Consider the following 15,907-nt stretch of genomic DNA (forward strand, 5'->3'; position numbering starts at 1 on the left):
CACCTCTGCTCACTGCCGGGGGCGCTCATAGGACGACCAGCTCGACGGATGCGACGGGGTTGCAGCCGTAGCCGTGGGCGTTCCACGGCGCCCGGGACGGCTGGACGTGGCCGTGCTCGTCCGTCGCGCGGGCGAGCAGCCGGTACCGGCCGGGCCGCGCGGGCGTCCACGGGCAGGACCATTCCCTCCAGGCGTACGCCCCGGCCGGCGCTCCGAGCACGGCGTCCCGCCAGCCCCCGTCGGTGTATCCCTCTTCGTCCTCGTACGCGGCTCGCACCTGGACCCGCCGCACCGGCACCCCGCCGCCGGACCAGGCGCGGCCCCGTACGGCTGTCTCATGACCGCGGCGTACGGCCGAGTCGGGCTCGGGCGAGGTGATCAGCGACTTGACCCTCAGGGTGGTCACGGGCCCGTCGGGGGTGCCTCGCGACGCCACGTAGACGTACTCCTCGGCCTGGAAGACGCCGGTGAAGGGCTCCGTGACGGCCCGCGCCCCGACCAGCCACTTCACATCGGCGACCGCGTACCGGCCGGGGACCACCAGACGCACCGGCGCCCCGTGCTCGGGCGCCAGCGGCTCGCCGTTCATGTGCGTGGCGAGGAGCGTGTCCGGGTGGAGGGCCACGGCGAGCGGGAGGCTGCGCTCGAAGGCGGTCCGGCGGCCGTGCACGGTGCCGGAGTCGGCCCCGGCGAAGACGATTTCCAGGGCCGTCGGCCCGATCCGCGCCCGGGCGGCGAGGAGACGGAACGGCACGCCCGCGAAACGCGCGCAGCCGACCGCCCGTTGGCCCCACGGCAGACCGGGCGGGCGCGGCGTCATCAGGCTGCGGCCATTGCCGGCGCATTCCAGTACGACGTCGAGCTCCCGGCGCGGCATCGCCAGCAGCTCGTCATAGCCGACGTCGAAGGGCGCGGCCACGGTGCCGCCGAGCCGCAACCGCCAGCGCCCGGGTGTCGTGGGCGGCACGCCGAAGTGATCGCGTACGAAGAAGGCACCGACGGGTGTGACCGGCTCGGCCAGCGCGGCCGAGGGCGTCTGCGCGTTGTACGGATCGGCCGTCACCGTCTCGGGTGCCCAGGCCGTGGCACCCGGCCCGCGGGGAATCGCCGATGCGGTCATTGGCAGCACCTTCCGTCGGGCTCATGGGCAGCACGGCGAGGGTTGCCTCCAGTATCACGTCCGGGGGTCGGCCCCGCTCGCGTGGCCATCCGACCTAGGACAGGGGAGCATGCACGGCGACGACGTTTCCTTGCGCATCCACCGTGAGCGCGACCCGCTCGACCCTGTTCGTCGCGACGAGAACGACCCACACAATGCCCCACAGAAAACAGGTGACGAGGGTGAGGATGGCGTGCAGCACATGGTTCACCGGCTCACCGCGGACCAGAACCGCCTGGGTCTCGGAGCGGGACTCCACCCGCCATCCGCTCGCGATCCGCTGATTCACCGCCCAGTCGAGGATCAGACGCCGCCGCGCCTCATCGGGCACGCCGCCTTCGGACCCGAAGTAGCCGGGCGGCGGCTGGAGGGGCTCCCCCCACCCGGGTGACACCTTGCGGAGCTTCATGGACTCACCTCCACACGTGCGGGGCCATGAGTCCAGCGTGCGTCGCGTGGCCGGTCGCAGCACCCCGAAATATGCTGGCGAGGGTAGGAAATGTCCTGGATGAGGGAGATATGCGCCATGGCAAAACGAGGCAATAAGCGACGCGCCCGCAAGAAGAAGAAGGCCAACCACGGCAAGCGCCCCAACGCCTGACCCCCGGGCAGCCGGGAGTGCCCCAGTGGCCACTCCCGGCGCGCCGCTCACCCGGCCGGAACGTCCTCCACCCGCTCACCCTCGGCCTGCGACGGCTCGGTCCTGGGCACGTCCGGGTGCACTTCCATGGCACTGCGCTCGCCTGGTTCGTCACGCTCGCCCTCGGCCTGCGACGGGGTGTGCGAATACAGCCAGGTGTCGTAATCCGAATCCGAGGCTCCGGTTTTCATGACGGGCCTCCTTCACTCGCTCACTCCCATCCTCCACCTTTGGGCGTGGATACGGCGACGGCAGCGGCGCCCGGCGGCATGCGCGCGTCGCTGAGCATGGCGTCGATGGCGTACTTGTGGCCGTTCAGGCCGGCGTCGGCGAGGAGACCGCAGCGTCGCGGGCGACAGACTCGCCGGTTCGGTGCCCGCCTCGCGGACGACCTCTCGCGTCACGTCGAGGTCTCCGACATCGACGACGAGATCTCCCTCTACAAGGCCCTCGCTGATCGCCTCGCCGGGCCCGCACGTCGCCGTCAGACCGAACAGGGCAAGAAGCTACGGGCTGTGGTGCCGACCGGCGTCCCCGCAACGCCATGCATCAGAGGCTCGATGTCATCGACGAACGCATGGTCATCCTCGGGAGTCTCAACTCGCTCTCCCCGAGCCGCTCGCGCGAGTTCATGCTCACGATCCGCGGTGGCCACTTCGCACGTGCAGGGCCGCAATTCGCCCAGCCTACGGTCGAGTTATCCCGGCGGGAACCGAAGCCGAGCTCCCTGCGTGATCGATTCTGGTGCCTGACGGTGCCGGACGTACAATGCGACGCTAAATCGTGATCACCAGCATCGGGGGTTGGCGCACCGTGGGTTTCGACGAGGAATGGGCCGCGCTGCGGGCCGAGGCGGCCGAACGGGGCTCCACGGCCATGCAATTGAACCGGCTCCCCGAGGACGGCCCGGCCCCCGGCCCGGGCCCCGGCACGTCGAAGCTCGCGTCGACGCCGGCCGAGAAGAGCGCCGCAGCCAACACCATCGACAACGAGCTGCTGACCAGTACCAAGAAGGCGGGCGACCACGCGGACGAGGCAAACGGCAGCGCCGTCAGCGCGTTCAGCGGATGGGCGACCGCAACCGCACTGAAAAAGGTGCAAACCACCTGGGATGGGCAGGTGAAGACGCTCTTGGGCCGCCTGAGCAAGGAGCGCGACGGCCTCAGGAGCACCGTCACCACCCTGACCGGAGTCGACACCGGCCGCCGCGACCGCCTCAACGGCATCAAGACGCCGTCAGCGTTCAACAGCTACGAGTGAGCCACCGCAGGCCATCGCACGACTCCGAAGCGCCCCAGGGGAAATGAGCATGCTGACATACCGCGAAGTCATGACGACCGACTTCGGGAAGCTCTCCGCCGCTGCCGACACGTGGAAGTCGATGGCGGAGGAATTCGCGAAGGTCGAGAAGCGCTACCGGGACAGTGTCCAGAAAGTCACGCTCGGCGACGCCTGGCAGGGCGAGAGCGCGAACGCGGCCTCCATGAACTTTGCCGCGACCCAGTACGAGTACCAGGCCGCCCAGACTCAGGCAAAAGCGACGGCGACGCTGCTGAGCAACGCGCACGCCCAGTTCGTCGAATTGAAGAAGCAGCTGGAGACAGCACGCGCCAACGCCATCAAGGCAGGCATGAAGGTCTCCGAGCAGGGCAATGTCGCCTTCGACCTCGAGAGGGCCACCGAGGGCGAGCGCAACGCCCTCCGCCACGACCCGGACTACGCCAAGAGCGTCCGGGAGAGCGAGCAGTCCTGGGCCGACTACATCAAGTCCTGCGTGAAGGCCGTCGATGACGCCGACAAGGACTTCCAGAAGGACCTCGAAGCCGTGGTCAAGGACAGCGGCGGGGACAAGAACGACGAGACGGCGGGCGGCTTCAACGGCAATGCCGACAAGGTCGCGACGGCGGACGACCAGCAGAAGCAGGAGCGCATGGAGCTCGCCTCGCTGGCTATGCGGGACGGCGAGACTCTGGACGACTATCTGCAGCGCCTCCAGAAGGAGGGCGTGGAGAAGATAACCGGCAGCAAGAGGCTCGCGGAACTCTTCGCCGCCGTCCAGAAAGGCACGATCACCGCCTCCGCGTTCGCCGCCGCGGTCGGCGGGACCCTGGGCAGCTCCTGGAAGCTGTTCAAGTACCTGAAGCAGGGCAAGGACATCACTGCGCCCGGCACCTTCCTCTCCACCTTCATCAACAACCGCATGGGTGGGGCAGCGCCCGGAAGCCTGTTGAGCAGGCTTCCTCCCGGTATGGTCAACGCCATCACCGGCTCCGACGAAGCGGCTATGTTCGGCGGGTTCATGCGGAACGGCTCCTTCTTCATGCCGTCGGCGGCGGAGGCCAACCTCGTCAAGGTCGCGCAGAACGGCGGCCTCGCGAACGCCGCGAAGGCCGCCGGATGGATCCGGGGCGCGGGTGTCGTCGGTGGTGTCGCGGCGACCGCCTACGGAGTGGCGAACCTGGCCACGTACGACGCCGACATGATCAAGGCCAATCCCTCGAAGTTCGCCTCCGACCTCAGCGGAACGGCGTTCAGCGCGTCGATGACCGCGCTGACCGTTGCACCCAACCCGGTCACGGCGGGACTGGCGATCGGCACAGGCGTGGTGTACGCCGGCTGTCTGATCTGGGACAACCACGAGGCTATAGGGGACGGAATAGAGAAGGCCGGGGATTGGATCGGCGACAAGGCCTCGGACGTCGGGGACGGTATCGCCGACGGGGCGAAGAAGCTGGGCAGCGCCCTCAACCCGTTCGACTAGCGAGGGAAAGACATGCACACGACCATCAGCCCGTTTACGCTCGGGTACTGGAAGGAGAAACAGCCTGCCGGGCGCACGAAGTTCGGCTGGCAGGGCACTTCTCCGGAGCTCGGCGACATCCGAGTCGTGTACCCGGCGGGTCGGGACGTGCCGAACGCGATTGTCACGGAGGTGCGCGGTGGTCTCATCCCCACGGCCACGTTCGAGACGCGTGGCGTGCACACGGACGTCGTGTCGATGCCGACCTTGAATCGCGCGACGCTCCGGGTGGGCGACGGTCTCGTGCGGATGAGCCGGAACCGGTGGGCGCCGACGCATCGGGGGCGCTCCCTGCACATGACGTATCTGAGGGACGCGTACCGGCTCACGGCGATCAACCGCCGGGCGTACAAGCTGTCGCGGCGGCCCGACGCCGAGGACCCCGGTGTCGTCATCACGGTGCGGCAGTCCGGCCTCGGAAGCGGCAAGAAAGTAACCGTGCAGGCGGCGGGCCGGGTCCTGCCCGCCGACGTCTCCCTCGCGGCTCTCTTTTCCGGAGTCGACCGGTCCGTGCTCACGCGGCGCGGCGCCGTACGGGCGGGCTTCTCAAGGATCTTCAACTTCTGGGCCGAGTCCCAGTCCTGAGCGACTACCAAGTGAGCGTATATGCCTTCGTTCGACATATCCCGGTCCCGCTTCCACCTGGCCGACGAGCATGTGATCGTGCTCTCCGAGCTGGCGGCAGGGGACGAGGTGCCCGAAGAGTTCGTGGCGGCCGGGAAGGAGCTGCTGGACTGCGGTCTGATCGATGAGGACGGGAAGTTGTCCCATCTGTTGCTGCCGCTGATGAAGACGGTCCTCACCCCGGGGGTGATCATTTCGCTGGAGGCCGCAAGCCGGCAGGGCAAGCTGCACCACGGCATGCTCATCGGTGAGGAGCACGTCGTCGCGCACGAGGCGTGGCCGGGCGTGACCGAGGCCGAGTACTCCTGCGTCGAGCCGAAGATGCTGGTCTGGAAGCTCGCCGACATGGTGAACCTTCAGCAGTCCTCGGCCGCCCGGGACACGGCTCTCTCCGTCGTCGAGACGACCATCGGCACCGTCGAGGCGGGTCTCGCGGTCCTGGAAGGCGAGCGCCTCTTCCGGTCCGCCGACGACGAGCGCGATGCGATCCGCCGGGCCCTCGCGACGGGCGGCAGCCTTGGCGAGCCGGTGCTGACACTCGTCGCCGACCTGATCTCCGAGCTCCGGTCGAGCTGGCGCCTGACCGCGGCATGGCAGGCCCACCACGAGGGCCAGGACGGTGTAGAGACGCGCGGCTTCGCCGTCTGGGACTGCGGCCCCATCGGCTACTGGCTGCGGGAGCTGCCCACCGAGCCCGCGCCCGCGGAGCGGATCACCCCGACGAGCACCTTCAGGCTCGTCCGCGTGGACGCCAAGACGATCTGGACGCGGATCACCGGCCTCCTGCCCGACGAGGGCGAACTCCGGCAACCCGCATCACGCCAGCGCCGCCAGGACTTCTGAAGCGCGTTGCAGAAGGCTGTACTTGGGCAGGTCAGGCTCACTCTGGGGCGGTTCCGTTCGTGCGGCGAGGGCGAGGTTCTGCATGTGGGCCACGGCCTGGACCGTGTGGTGGAGACCGCTTCCGCGCTGCCGGCCGCTCATCAGGCTTGAAGAACATCTGGTGAGTGACGTGCGAGTGCACGCCGCCACGAAGGTGACGGGTTGGTTTTCGTCTGACCGGGTGCTGCCAAGCGGGACCAGCGAAGTGCTCCCGTGCCGCTGATCTGATCCAGTGGAGGTGCGCCCGGCCAGGGTGGTGATCTAGAGAGGTCAGAAGTGGCATGCTCGCCCCGACCTCACTCGCGATCAGCGATAGAAAACGACAAAGAGCCGGACCCAGTGGGACTGGGTCCGGCTCTTGAAGTCTGGCACTTCCGCAGGTCAGCGGCTGATTCACGCTGGTCCGGATGAAGTGCCCCCGGCAGGATTCGAACCTGCGCACACGGCTCCGGAGGCCGTTGCTCTATCCCCTGAGCTACGGGGGCGTTCCGCCGCGTTTCGGCGGCGACGGGTAGAACCCTACCAGCTCCCACACGGTCCCCGTGAACAGGTATTTCCACCTTCCCCGAGCCGCGTCGGGAGCCGTCCCGCGGCCCCCCTCGCCGCGCCCGCGCGGGGTAGAAGTCGGCAAAACCCGGACGCGGCCCCGCCCACAGACCTACTCTCGAGTTGTGTCAGGCGCGTCCGGCCGTGTGCTCGTTGTCGACGACAACCGGGTCATCCGGCAGTTGATCAGGGTCAATCTCGAGCTGGAGGGCTTCGAGGTCGTGACCGCGGCCGATGGTGTCGAGTGCCTGGAGGTCGTGCATCGCGTCCGTCCCGATGTCGTCACCCTCGATGTGGTCATGCCCCGCCTCGACGGGCTCCGCACCGCCGCGCGGCTGCGGGATGATCCGCGGACCCGTCATCTGCCCGTCGCGATCATCAGTGCGTGCACCCAGTACGAGGTGGAGAGCGGCCTCGCCGCCGGTGTCGACGCCTTTCTCGCCAAGCCCTTCGAGCCCGCCGAGCTGGTCCGGCTCGTACGGCAGTTGATGCATCGGGAGGGCCCGCCGTCCGTCGACGGCAGGCATGGTGCCGGGCGGGCGGAAAGCGCACGGGGCTGACCGCATCGCGAAACCGGTTCGCGAAGGGCCCCCCTCCCTCCCATACGCTTGTCCCGTGACCCCCGCCGAGCTCTCTCGTACCGTGCTGCACGCCGTGTGCCGCGCGGTGGAGGACGGTGTGCTGCATGCGCCCGTGCCCGAGAGCGTCAGTGTCGAGCGGCCGCGGCCCGGGGGATGCGGGGACTACGCCACCAATGTCGCCCTGCGGCTCGCCGGGCCGGCTCGCCAGCAACCGCGTGCCATTGCCGAGGAGCTGCGGCGGCGGATCGCCCACAGCCCCGGGATCGCCCGCGTTGAGATCACCGGACCGGGGTTCCTGAACTTCACCCTCGACGCGGGCGTCCAGCAAGCCCTCGTACGGCAGGTGCTGGAGCGGGGCCTCAGCTACGGGCACGGGGACTGGGCCGCCGACCTCTCCGTACGCTTCCGGCCCGCCGACGAGCTCCGCGCCCGCGTCTGGGCCGAGACCGTCCTGGAGCTCCTGCGCGCCCAGGGCGCCGATGTCACGCACGGCGATCCGGAAGTCCTGCATGTCGTGCCCGCCCCCGCCCAGGACCTCGTCGAGCGGCTCGGTCCCGATGCCGCCCGTTGGGCTCTGCTCTCGGGCGCCGCGCACGACCGGCCGCAGGCGGGTCCGGACCTCCTCGTACAGCACGAGCGCAATCCGCTCTTCCGGGTCCGGTACGCCCACTCCCGTACGAGGGCCCTCACCGGCAATGCCGAAGAGCTCGGGTTCGCCAGTGACCCGCAGCAGCACGTCGACGCCCCCGCCCTCACCACCGCCATCGGCGACCACCCGGCCGTTCTCGCCTCCGCCGCACGCCTCCGCGCGCCCGATCGGCTCGCCCGGCATCTGGAGAGCACCGCCGACGCCTTTCTCGCCTTCCAGTACAACGTCCTGCCGTTCGGCGACGAGAAACCCATGGCCGCCCACCGTTCCCGGCTCGCGCTCGCCGAAGCCGCCGGGACGGTGCTCGCCGGTGGCCTGTCCCTGCTCGGCATCAGCGCCCCTGACTACCTGTGAGAGAAGAATGAGCCGTTCCGCACACCCCGCCGGGCCCCGCCACGCAGACGTCCTGCCCGAAGGTCACTACACCGCCCCGCCCACCGACCTCAATGTCCTCGACGAGAAGGTCTGGGCCCGCACGGTCGGCCGCAACGACGAAGGCGTCGTCACCGTCGGCGGTCTCGAAGTGACGCGGCTCGCCGAGGAGTTCGGCACCCCCGCCTACTTCCTCGACGAGGCCGACTTCCGCGCCCGCTGCCGCGCCTGGGCAGACGCCTTCGGCAAGGACGCCGACGTCTTCTACGCGGGGAAGGCCTTCCTGTCACGGGCGGTTGTGCGGTGGCTCAAGGAGGAGGGACTCAACCTGGACGTGTGTTCCGGGGGTGAGCTCACCACCGCTCTCGATGCCGGCATGCCCGCCGAACGCATCGCCTTCCACGGCAACAACAAGTCCCAGGAAGAGATCGACCGGGCCGTCGAGGCCGGTGTCGGGCGCATCGTCGTCGACTCCTTCCAGGAGATCGTCCGCGTCGCCCACACCGCCCAGCGGCTCGGCACCCGCCAGCGCGTGCAGATCCGGGTCACCGTGGGAGTGGAAGCGCACACCCACGAATTCATCGCCACCGCGCACGAGGACCAGAAGTTCGGCATCCCGCTCGCGGGCGGTCAGGCCGCCGAGGCCGTACGCCGCGCCCTCAGGCTCGACGGCATCGAGCTCATCGGCATCCACTCCCACATCGGCTCGCAGATCTTCGACACCTCCGGCTTCGAGGTGGCCGCCCACCGCGTCGTCCGCCTCCTCGCCGAGATCCGCGACGAGCACGGCATCGAGCTGCCCGAGATCGACCTCGGCGGCGGTCTCGGCATCGCGTACACCTCCGACGACGACCCGCGCGAGCCGCACGACATCGCCAAGGCGCTCAACGAGATCGTCACTCGTGAGTGTGAGGCCGCCAGGCTGCGTACGCCCCGGATCTCCGTCGAGCCGGGCCGCGCGATCGTCGGTCCCACCGCCTTCACCCTGTACGAGGTCGGCACCATCAAGCCGCTCGAGGGCCTGCGTACCTACGTCAGCGTCGACGGCGGCATGTCCGACAACATCCGCACCGCGCTGTACGACGCCGAGTACAGCGTCGCCCTGGTGTCGCGGACATCCACCGCCGGGCCGATGCTCGCCCGTGTGGTCGGCAAGCACTGCGAGAGCGGCGACATCGTGGTCAAGGACGCGTTCCTGCCCGCCGACCTCGCCCCGGGCGACCTGATTGCCGTGCCCGCGACCGGCGCGTACTGCCGCTCCATGGCCAGCAACTACAACCACGCGCTGCGCCCGCCGGTCGTCGCCGTCAAGGACGGCGAGGCGCGGGTGATCGTCCGGCGTGAGACGGAGGAAGATCTCCTGCGTCTCGACGTCGGATAGTTGAGATAGATGTCTCGCATGCCGGACGGAGGATAGAAACTTCCGTCCGGTGAGTGAGACTGGTCCACACCGTAGAAGTAATGAGAAGCGAGGTCGGATGATGCGTACGCGTCCGCTGAAGGTGGCGCTGCTGGGCTGTGGAGTGGTCGGCTCAGAGGTGGCGCGCATCATGACGACGCACGCCGAAGACCTCGCGGCCCGTATCGGCGCCCCCGTCGAGCTCGCCGGTGTCGCCGTCCGCCGCCCCTCCAAGGTGCGCGAAGGCATCGACCCGGGCCTCATCACCACGGACGCGACCGCCCTCGTCAAACGCGGCGACATCGACGTCGTCATCGAGGTCATCGGCGGTATCGAGCCCGCCCGCACCCTCATCACCACCGCCTTCGAGCACGGCGCTTCCGTCGTCTCCGCCAACAAGGCGCTGCTCGCCGAGGACGGCGCGACGCTCTACGCCGCCGCCGAGGAGCACGGCAAGGACCTCTACTTCGAGGCTGCGGTCGCCGGTGCGATTCCGCTGATCAGGCCGCTGCGCGAGTCCCTGGCCGGCGACAAGGTCAACCGGGTGCTCGGAATCGTCAACGGCACGACGAACTTCATCCTCGACAAGATGGACAGCTCCGGGGCCGGGTACTCCGAGGCCCTGGACGAGGCCACCGCCCTCGGATACGCCGAAGCCGACCCGACCGCCGACGTCGAGGGCTTCGACGCCGCCGCCAAGGCCGCCATCCTCGCCGGGATCGCCTTCCACACCCGCGTACGCCTCGACGACGTCTACCGCGAGGGCCTGACCGACGTCAGCGCCGCCGACATCGCCTCCGCCAAGCGCATGGGCTGCACCGTCAAGCTCCTCGCCATCTGCGAGCGCGCGGCCGACGGGCAGTCCGTCACGGCCCGCGTGCACCCCGCGATGATCCCGCTCAGCCACCCGCTCGCCTCCGTCCGCGAGGCGTACAACGCCGTCTTCGTCGAGGCCGAGGCCGCCGGGCAGCTGATGTTCTACGGTCCCGGCGCGGGCGGCTCGCCGACCGCGTCCGCGGTACTCGGCGACCTCGTCGCCGTATGCCGCAACAGGCTCGCCGAGTCCACCGGACCCGGTGAGTCCGCGTACACCCAGCTGCCCGTGAGCCCCATGGGCGACGTGGTGACGCGGTACCACATCAGTCTCGACGTGGCCGACAAGCCGGGCGTGCTCGCCCAGGTGGCGACGGTCTTCGCCGAGCACGGCGTGTCCATCGACACGGTCCGTCAGCAAGGTCGACAGGACGGAAACGGCGAGGCCTCCCTCGTCGTCGTCACCCACCGCGCGCCCGACGCCGCCCTTTCCGGGACCGTCGAGGCGCTGCGCAAGCTCGACACCGTGCGCGGTGTCGCCAGCATCATGCGTGTTGAAGGGGAGTAAGGGACCCATGACGACCAACGGCACCCACCAGTGGCGCGGCATCATCGAGGAGTACCGGGACCGACTCCCGGTGACGGACACGACGCCGGTCGTCACGCTCGGCGAGGGTGGTACGCCGCTCGTCCCGGCGAATGTCCTCTCCGAGCGCACGGGCTGCGAGGTGCACCTCAAGGTCGAGGGCGCCAACCCCACCGGGTCCTTCAAGGACCGCGGCATGACCATGGCCATCACCAAGGCCAAGGAGGAGGGCGCGCAGGCGGTCATCTGCGCCTCCACCGGCAACACGTCCGCGTCGGCCGCCGCCTATGCCGTACGGGCGGGAATGGTCTGTGCGGTCCTCGTGCCGCAGGGCAAGATCGCGCTGGGCAAGATGGGCCAGGCGCTGGTGTACGGCTCGCGCATCCTCCAGGTCGACGGAAACTTCGACGACTGCCTGAAGCTCGCTCGCGCGCTGTCCGACAACTACCCGGTGGCGCTGGTCAATTCGGTCAATCCGTTCCGTATCGAGGGCCAGAAGACCGCCTCGTTCGAAATCGTCGACGCGCTCGGTGACGCCCCCGACATTCATGTGCTGCCCGTCGGCAACGCCGGCAACATCACGGCGTACTGGAAGGGGTACAAGGAGTACGCCGCGGACAAGATGTCCACGCACACTCCTCGAATGTGGGGCTTCCAGGCCTCAGGATCGGCCCCGATCGTGCGCGGCGAAGTGGTCAAGGACCCCTCGACGATCGCTACAGCGATCCGGATCGGCAACCCCGCCTCGTGGCAGCAGGCGCTCGCCGCGCGCGAGGAGTCGGGCGGTTTCATCGACGAGGTGACGGACCGTGAGATCCTGCGCGCCTACCGGCTGTTGGCCTCGCAGGAGGGCGTCTTCGTCGAGCCCGCGTCCGCCGCGTCCGTCGCCGGTCTGCTCAAGGCGGCCGAGCAGGGCAAGGTCGACCCGGGCCAGAAAATCGTCTGCACCGTCACCGGCAATGGCCTCAAGGACCCCGACTGGGCCGTCGCCGGAGCGCCCCAGCCGGTCACCGTGCCGGTCGACGCGGCCGCCGCCGCCGAGCGGCTCGGACTGGCGTAAACCCGCACTCCGACGGGATGGCGTAAACCCGCCCTCCCGGAGGTGCGCGAAAGCCCCGGGGGAAAGCAAGGCAAGCCGGACATCGGCGTACGTAGGGGCACAGGAGGCCTGCGACACGCATCGTGCGCCTCCTGTGCGCCCTATGTCGCCACTGAACCTTCCTTCGATACGCTGTACCGAACCCGCCCCGCCGCATATGCCGCGGTGTTGTTGCCATTGAGGCCCACGGGTGTTCGTACGTCTTGTTCGCATTGTTCGCAGATCTCGAAAAAATCTCGTAGCCAGAACCAAGGAGTGTCATCGAGCGATGGCCGGTCCAGCGTTCCGCGCCGCCGCCGTCCGAGTGCGCGTCCCTGCCACCAGCGCCAATCTCGGCCCGGGCTTCGACGCCCTCGGCCTGTCCCTGGGGCTGTACGACGACGTCGTCGTCCGGGTCGCGGACTCCGGTCTGCACATCGACATCGCGGGCGAAGGCGCATCGACGCTGCCCCGCGATGAGAGTCATCTGCTCGTACGCTCCCTGCGTACGGCCTTCGACCTGCTCGGCGGGCAGCCGCGCGGCCTCGAGGTCGTCTGTGCCAACCGCATCCCGCACGGGCGCGGTCTGGGCTCGTCGTCGGCGGCCATCTGCGCCGGCATCGTCGCGGCCCGCGCGGTGACCATAGGGGGCGACGCCAAGCTCGACGACGCGGCACTGCTCGAGCTCGCCACCGAGATCGAGGGACACCCCGACAATGTCGCCGCGTGTCTGCTCGGCGGATTCACGCTCGCCTGGACCGACGGGGGAGCGGCGCGCGCCATCAGGATGGACCCGTCCGATTCCGTCGTTCCGGTGGTTTTCGTGCCCAGCAAGGCCGTGCTGACGGAGACCGCACGCGGGCTGCTGCCGCGTACCGTCCCCCATGTGGACGCCGCCGCCAACGCGGGCCGGGCCGCCTTGCTGGTGGAGGCGCTGACCAGGCGTCCTGAGCTGCTGCTGCCCGCCACGGAGGACCGGCTCCACCAGGAATACCGGGCCCCGGCGATGCCGCAGAGCGTCGACCTTGTCAACCGACTGCGGGCCGACGGCGTCCCTGCAGTCATCTCCGGCGCGGGCCCCACGGTCCTTGCGCTGACCGAAGACGGTGTGGCCGACAAGGTCGCACGGCTGGCGGGCGAGGGGTGGGCGGCCAACCGGCTCACCTTCGACGCCGCGGGCGCGAGTGTTCTGCCGCTCGCCCCGCAGTGACACGAGATTGCCGGTGAGGGAGAGGGGGAATGTTTGTTGGAGCCGGTAGTGTTAACCTCAAGTCTGCACCTGACGTCTTTGTGGCGCGGAGCTTCGTGTCCCCCTTCGGGACCAACATTCTTCCGGGAGCCTCCCCAACTGCCTGAGCAGCCTGCCTGAGCAGTTTCGAGCACGCTCCGGAACCGGCACGAAACCCTCGCTTTTCCAGGAGTGGGCCGAGCAGGGGGACCTCGGGCCGGACCTTGCACTGAATCTCTTTCCGCCGTTCTATCCGGCGGGACCACCGCCCCGGCATCGGTTCGCGATACGCAACCGCTGTCGGACAGCACAACCGGTCGCCGAGCCAGAAGGCCGACGTCCGCTCCAGGGAAGGACCCTTCGTGAGCGACACCACCGATCTGATGGGCGTGACTGCCGACAACAACGTCGACACCACCGCGCCCGCCGCAGGTGCTGCCTCTGGCACCACCTCACGGCGCCGCCGCTCCGGCACCGGCCTCGAGGGCATGGTCCTGGCCGAGCTGCAGCAGGTCGCGTCCGGCCTCGGCATCAGGGGCACCGCGCGCATGCGCAAGAGCCAGCTGATCGAGGTCATCAAGGAGGCGCAGGCCGGCAGCTCCGCGCCGAAGAGTGCCGAGGCGGGCACCGGCGAGGCCGAGACCAAGCCGAAGCGCCGCGCCACCTCCAAGGCCCGCACCGGCGATGCCGCCGCAGCTGAGAAGGCCGAGAAGGCCGTCGCCCAGCAGCAGATCGACATTCCGGGCCAGCCGGCCAGCGACGACCAGCCGGCCGGTGAGCGCCGCCGTCGTCGGGCCACCGCGCAGGCGGGCAGCCCGGAGACCAAGGCCGAGGCCAAGACCGAGACGGCTGTCGACGTCAAGGACGTACGGACCGAGGCGGAGCCCGAGGCCAAGGCCGAGGCTGCCACCGCCGTGTCCGCGCAGGACGGCGCCGAGGGCCGCCGCGACCGCCAGGACCGCCAGCGCGGCGAGCGTGGTGAGCGCGGGGGCGAGCGCGGACGTGACCGCCAGCGCGACCGCCAGCGCGGCAAGGGCGACGAGCAGCAGGGCGGCCAGCGCCAGCAGCGCCAGGGCGGCCAGCAGGGCGGCCAGGGCGCAGCCCCGCGTGCCGACGAGGACGACGACTTCGAGGGCGGCCGGCGCGGACGCCGTGGCCGCTACCGCGACCGTCGTGGCCGTCGTGGCCGCGACGACTTCGCCAGCGAGGTGCCGGTCTCCGACGACGACGTCCTGATCCCAGTCGCGGGCATCCTGGACATCCTCGACAACTACGCGTTCATCCGGACCTCCGGCTACCTGCCGGGTCCGAACGACGTGTACGTCTCTCTCGCCCAGGTCCGCAAGAACGGCCTGCGCAAGGGTGACCACGTCACCGGCGCCGTCCGGCAGCCGAAGGACGGCGAGCGCCGCGAGAAGTTCAACGCGCTCGTCCGCCTCGACTCCGCGAACGGCATGGCGGCCGAATCCGGCCGCGGGCGCCCGGAGTTCCAGAAGCTGACCCCGCTGTACCCGCAGGACCGGCTGCGCCTCGAGACCGACCCGGGTGTGCTGACGACCCGGATCATCGACCTCGTCGCGCCGATCGGCAAGGGCCAGCGAGGCCTGATCGTGGCCCCGCCGAAGACCGGCAAGACCATGATCCTTCAGGCGATCGCCAACGCGATCACGGTCAACAGCCCCGAGTGCCACCTGATGGTCGTCCTCGTCGACGAGCGTCCGGAAGAGGTCACCGACATGCAGCGGTCGGTGAAGGGCGAGGTCATCTCCTCGACCTTCGACCGCCCGGCCGAGGACCACACCACCGTCGCCGAGCTGGCCATCGAGCGCGCCAAGCGTCTCGTCGAGCTGGGCCACGACGTGGTCGTCCTGCTGGACTCGATCACCCGCCTGGGCCGTGCGTACAACCTCGCGGCCCCCGCCTCCGGACGCATCCTGTCCGGTGGTGTCGACTCGACCGCGCTCTACCCGCCGAAGCGCTTCTTCGGTGCCGCGCGGAACATCGAGGACGGCGGCTCGCTGACCATCCTGGCCACCGCGCTGGTCGAGACCGGCTCGCGCATGGACGAGGTGATCTTCGAGGAGTTCAAGGGCACCGGCAACATGGAGCTCAAGCTCGACCGGAAGCTCTCGGACAAGCGCATCTTCCCGGCGGTGGACGTGGACGCGTCCAGCACCCGTAAGGAAGAGATCCTGCTCGGCAGCGACGAGCTCGCCGTTACCTGGAAGCTGCGCCGGGTGCTGCACGCGCTCGACCAGCAGCAGGCGATCGAGCTGCTGCTCGACAAGATGAAGCAGACGAAGTCGAACGCCGAGTTCCTGCTGCAGATCCAGAAGACGACCCCGTCCGCCGGCAACGGCAGCGACTGACGTCGTCCCTCGTTCACCAGACCGCCCCGTCACCCAGGTGACGGGGCGGTCTCGTTTTCTCCCGAGCCCCATCAGCCGCTGGTCAACGCTCAGTTGACGTGCGTATCATGCGCTGGTTACCGGTGGGGGGGAATCCGCCGCAGCACCGAGAGAGGCCGGGGGGCCTCGGGTCCGGGCTGCC

The 15,907-nt window shown here is 69.4% G+C and carries 15 protein-coding genes and 1 tRNA gene; 12 read left to right on the forward strand and 4 right to left on the reverse strand.

What is annotated here, in order from left to right:
* Positions 1-25: 25 nt before the first annotated feature.
* Both OG741_RS27030 and OG741_RS27035 read right to left on the reverse strand, forming a co-directional pair.
* Complete coding sequence (locus OG741_RS27030; protein ID WP_405602092.1) at positions 26-1,120, reverse strand: sulfite oxidase; 1,095 nt, start codon at positions 1,118-1,120, stop codon at positions 26-28.
* Positions 1,121-1,214: 94 nt separating this feature from the next.
* Positions 1,215-1,568, reverse strand: a complete 354-nt coding sequence (locus tag OG741_RS27035; protein WP_266487394.1) for a hypothetical protein — start codon at positions 1,566-1,568, stop codon at positions 1,215-1,217.
* A 117-nt stretch (positions 1,569-1,685) separates the two neighbouring features.
* Between OG741_RS27035 and OG741_RS27040 the strand changes: the two genes are divergently transcribed.
* Positions 1,686-1,760, forward strand: a complete 75-nt coding sequence (locus tag OG741_RS27040; RefSeq protein ID WP_100661309.1) for a 50S ribosomal protein bL37 — start codon at positions 1,686-1,688, stop codon at positions 1,758-1,760.
* A 47-nt stretch (positions 1,761-1,807) separates the two neighbouring features.
* Here the strand turns inward: OG741_RS27040 and OG741_RS27045 are convergent, their stop codons facing one another.
* Positions 1,808-1,990: a hypothetical protein gene (locus OG741_RS27045; RefSeq protein WP_405602094.1), complete on the reverse strand. Its 183-nt coding sequence runs from the start codon at positions 1,988-1,990 to the stop codon at positions 1,808-1,810.
* A gap of 592 nt (positions 1,991-2,582) precedes the next feature.
* Between OG741_RS27045 and OG741_RS27050 the strand changes: the two genes are divergently transcribed.
* The 4 genes from OG741_RS27050 to OG741_RS27065 are packed head-to-tail and all read left to right on the forward strand — an operon-like array spanning position 2,583 to position 6,066.
* Positions 2,583-3,059 (forward strand): hypothetical protein, encoded by a 477-nt coding sequence (locus OG741_RS27050; RefSeq protein ID WP_405602096.1) that lies wholly within the window; start codon positions 2,583-2,585, stop codon positions 3,057-3,059.
* 49 nt (positions 3,060-3,108) lie between these two features.
* A complete protein-coding gene (locus tag OG741_RS27055) occupies positions 3,109-4,560 on the forward strand; it encodes a hypothetical protein (protein WP_405602098.1) in 1,452 nt (483 codons plus the stop codon).
* Positions 4,561-4,572: 12 nt separating this feature from the next.
* Positions 4,573-5,184 carry a hypothetical protein gene (locus OG741_RS27060; RefSeq protein ID WP_405602099.1) on the forward strand — a complete coding sequence of 204 codons (612 nt, stop codon included), beginning with the start codon at positions 4,573-4,575 and terminating at the stop codon, positions 5,182-5,184.
* A gap of 21 nt (positions 5,185-5,205) precedes the next feature.
* Positions 5,206-6,066 (forward strand): histidine kinase, encoded by an 861-nt coding sequence (locus OG741_RS27065; RefSeq protein WP_405602101.1) that lies wholly within the window; start codon positions 5,206-5,208, stop codon positions 6,064-6,066.
* A 452-nt stretch (positions 6,067-6,518) separates the two neighbouring features.
* On the opposite strand, the gene OG741_RS27070 is transcribed toward OG741_RS27065, so the two are convergent.
* Positions 6,519-6,590, reverse strand: a tRNA-Arg gene (locus tag OG741_RS27070).
* A 186-nt stretch (positions 6,591-6,776) separates the two neighbouring features.
* Here OG741_RS27070 and OG741_RS27075 point away from each other — a divergent pair.
* From OG741_RS27075 to rho, 7 genes are all read left to right on the forward strand, one after another.
* Complete coding sequence (locus OG741_RS27075; protein WP_405602103.1) at positions 6,777-7,211, forward strand: response regulator; 435 nt, start codon at positions 6,777-6,779, stop codon at positions 7,209-7,211.
* Positions 7,212-7,266: 55 nt separating this feature from the next.
* Positions 7,267-8,235: an ArgS-related anticodon-binding protein NrtL gene (gene nrtL / locus OG741_RS27080; RefSeq protein WP_405602105.1), complete on the forward strand. Its 969-nt coding sequence runs from the start codon at positions 7,267-7,269 to the stop codon at positions 8,233-8,235.
* 7 nt (positions 8,236-8,242) lie between these two features.
* The gene (lysA, locus tag OG741_RS27085; protein WP_405602107.1) at positions 8,243-9,634 is read left to right on the forward strand and encodes a diaminopimelate decarboxylase; all 1,392 of its coding nucleotides are present in this window, start codon (positions 8,243-8,245) and stop codon (positions 9,632-9,634) included.
* A gap of 97 nt (positions 9,635-9,731) precedes the next feature.
* Positions 9,732-11,033 (forward strand): homoserine dehydrogenase, encoded by a 1,302-nt coding sequence (locus tag OG741_RS27090; protein WP_328668241.1) that lies wholly within the window; start codon positions 9,732-9,734, stop codon positions 11,031-11,033.
* A 7-nt stretch (positions 11,034-11,040) separates the two neighbouring features.
* On the forward strand, positions 11,041-12,111 hold the full coding sequence (gene thrC, locus OG741_RS27095; RefSeq protein WP_405602109.1) for a threonine synthase: 1,071 nt from the start codon (positions 11,041-11,043) through the stop codon (positions 12,109-12,111).
* Between the two features lie 307 nt (positions 12,112-12,418).
* Positions 12,419-13,339, forward strand: a complete 921-nt coding sequence (thrB, locus tag OG741_RS27100) for a homoserine kinase (RefSeq protein ID WP_405602111.1) — start codon at positions 12,419-12,421, stop codon at positions 13,337-13,339.
* Positions 13,340-13,719: 380 nt separating this feature from the next.
* Entirely contained in the window at positions 13,720-15,726 is a 2,007-nt protein-coding gene (gene rho, locus OG741_RS27105; protein ID WP_405602114.1) for a transcription termination factor Rho, read from the forward strand.
* Positions 15,727-15,907: the final 181 nt, after the last annotated feature.

It is taken from the genome of Streptomyces sp. NBC_01410 (assembly GCF_045040195.1).
Lineage (GTDB): Bacteria > Actinomycetota > Actinomycetes > Streptomycetales > Streptomycetaceae > Streptomyces.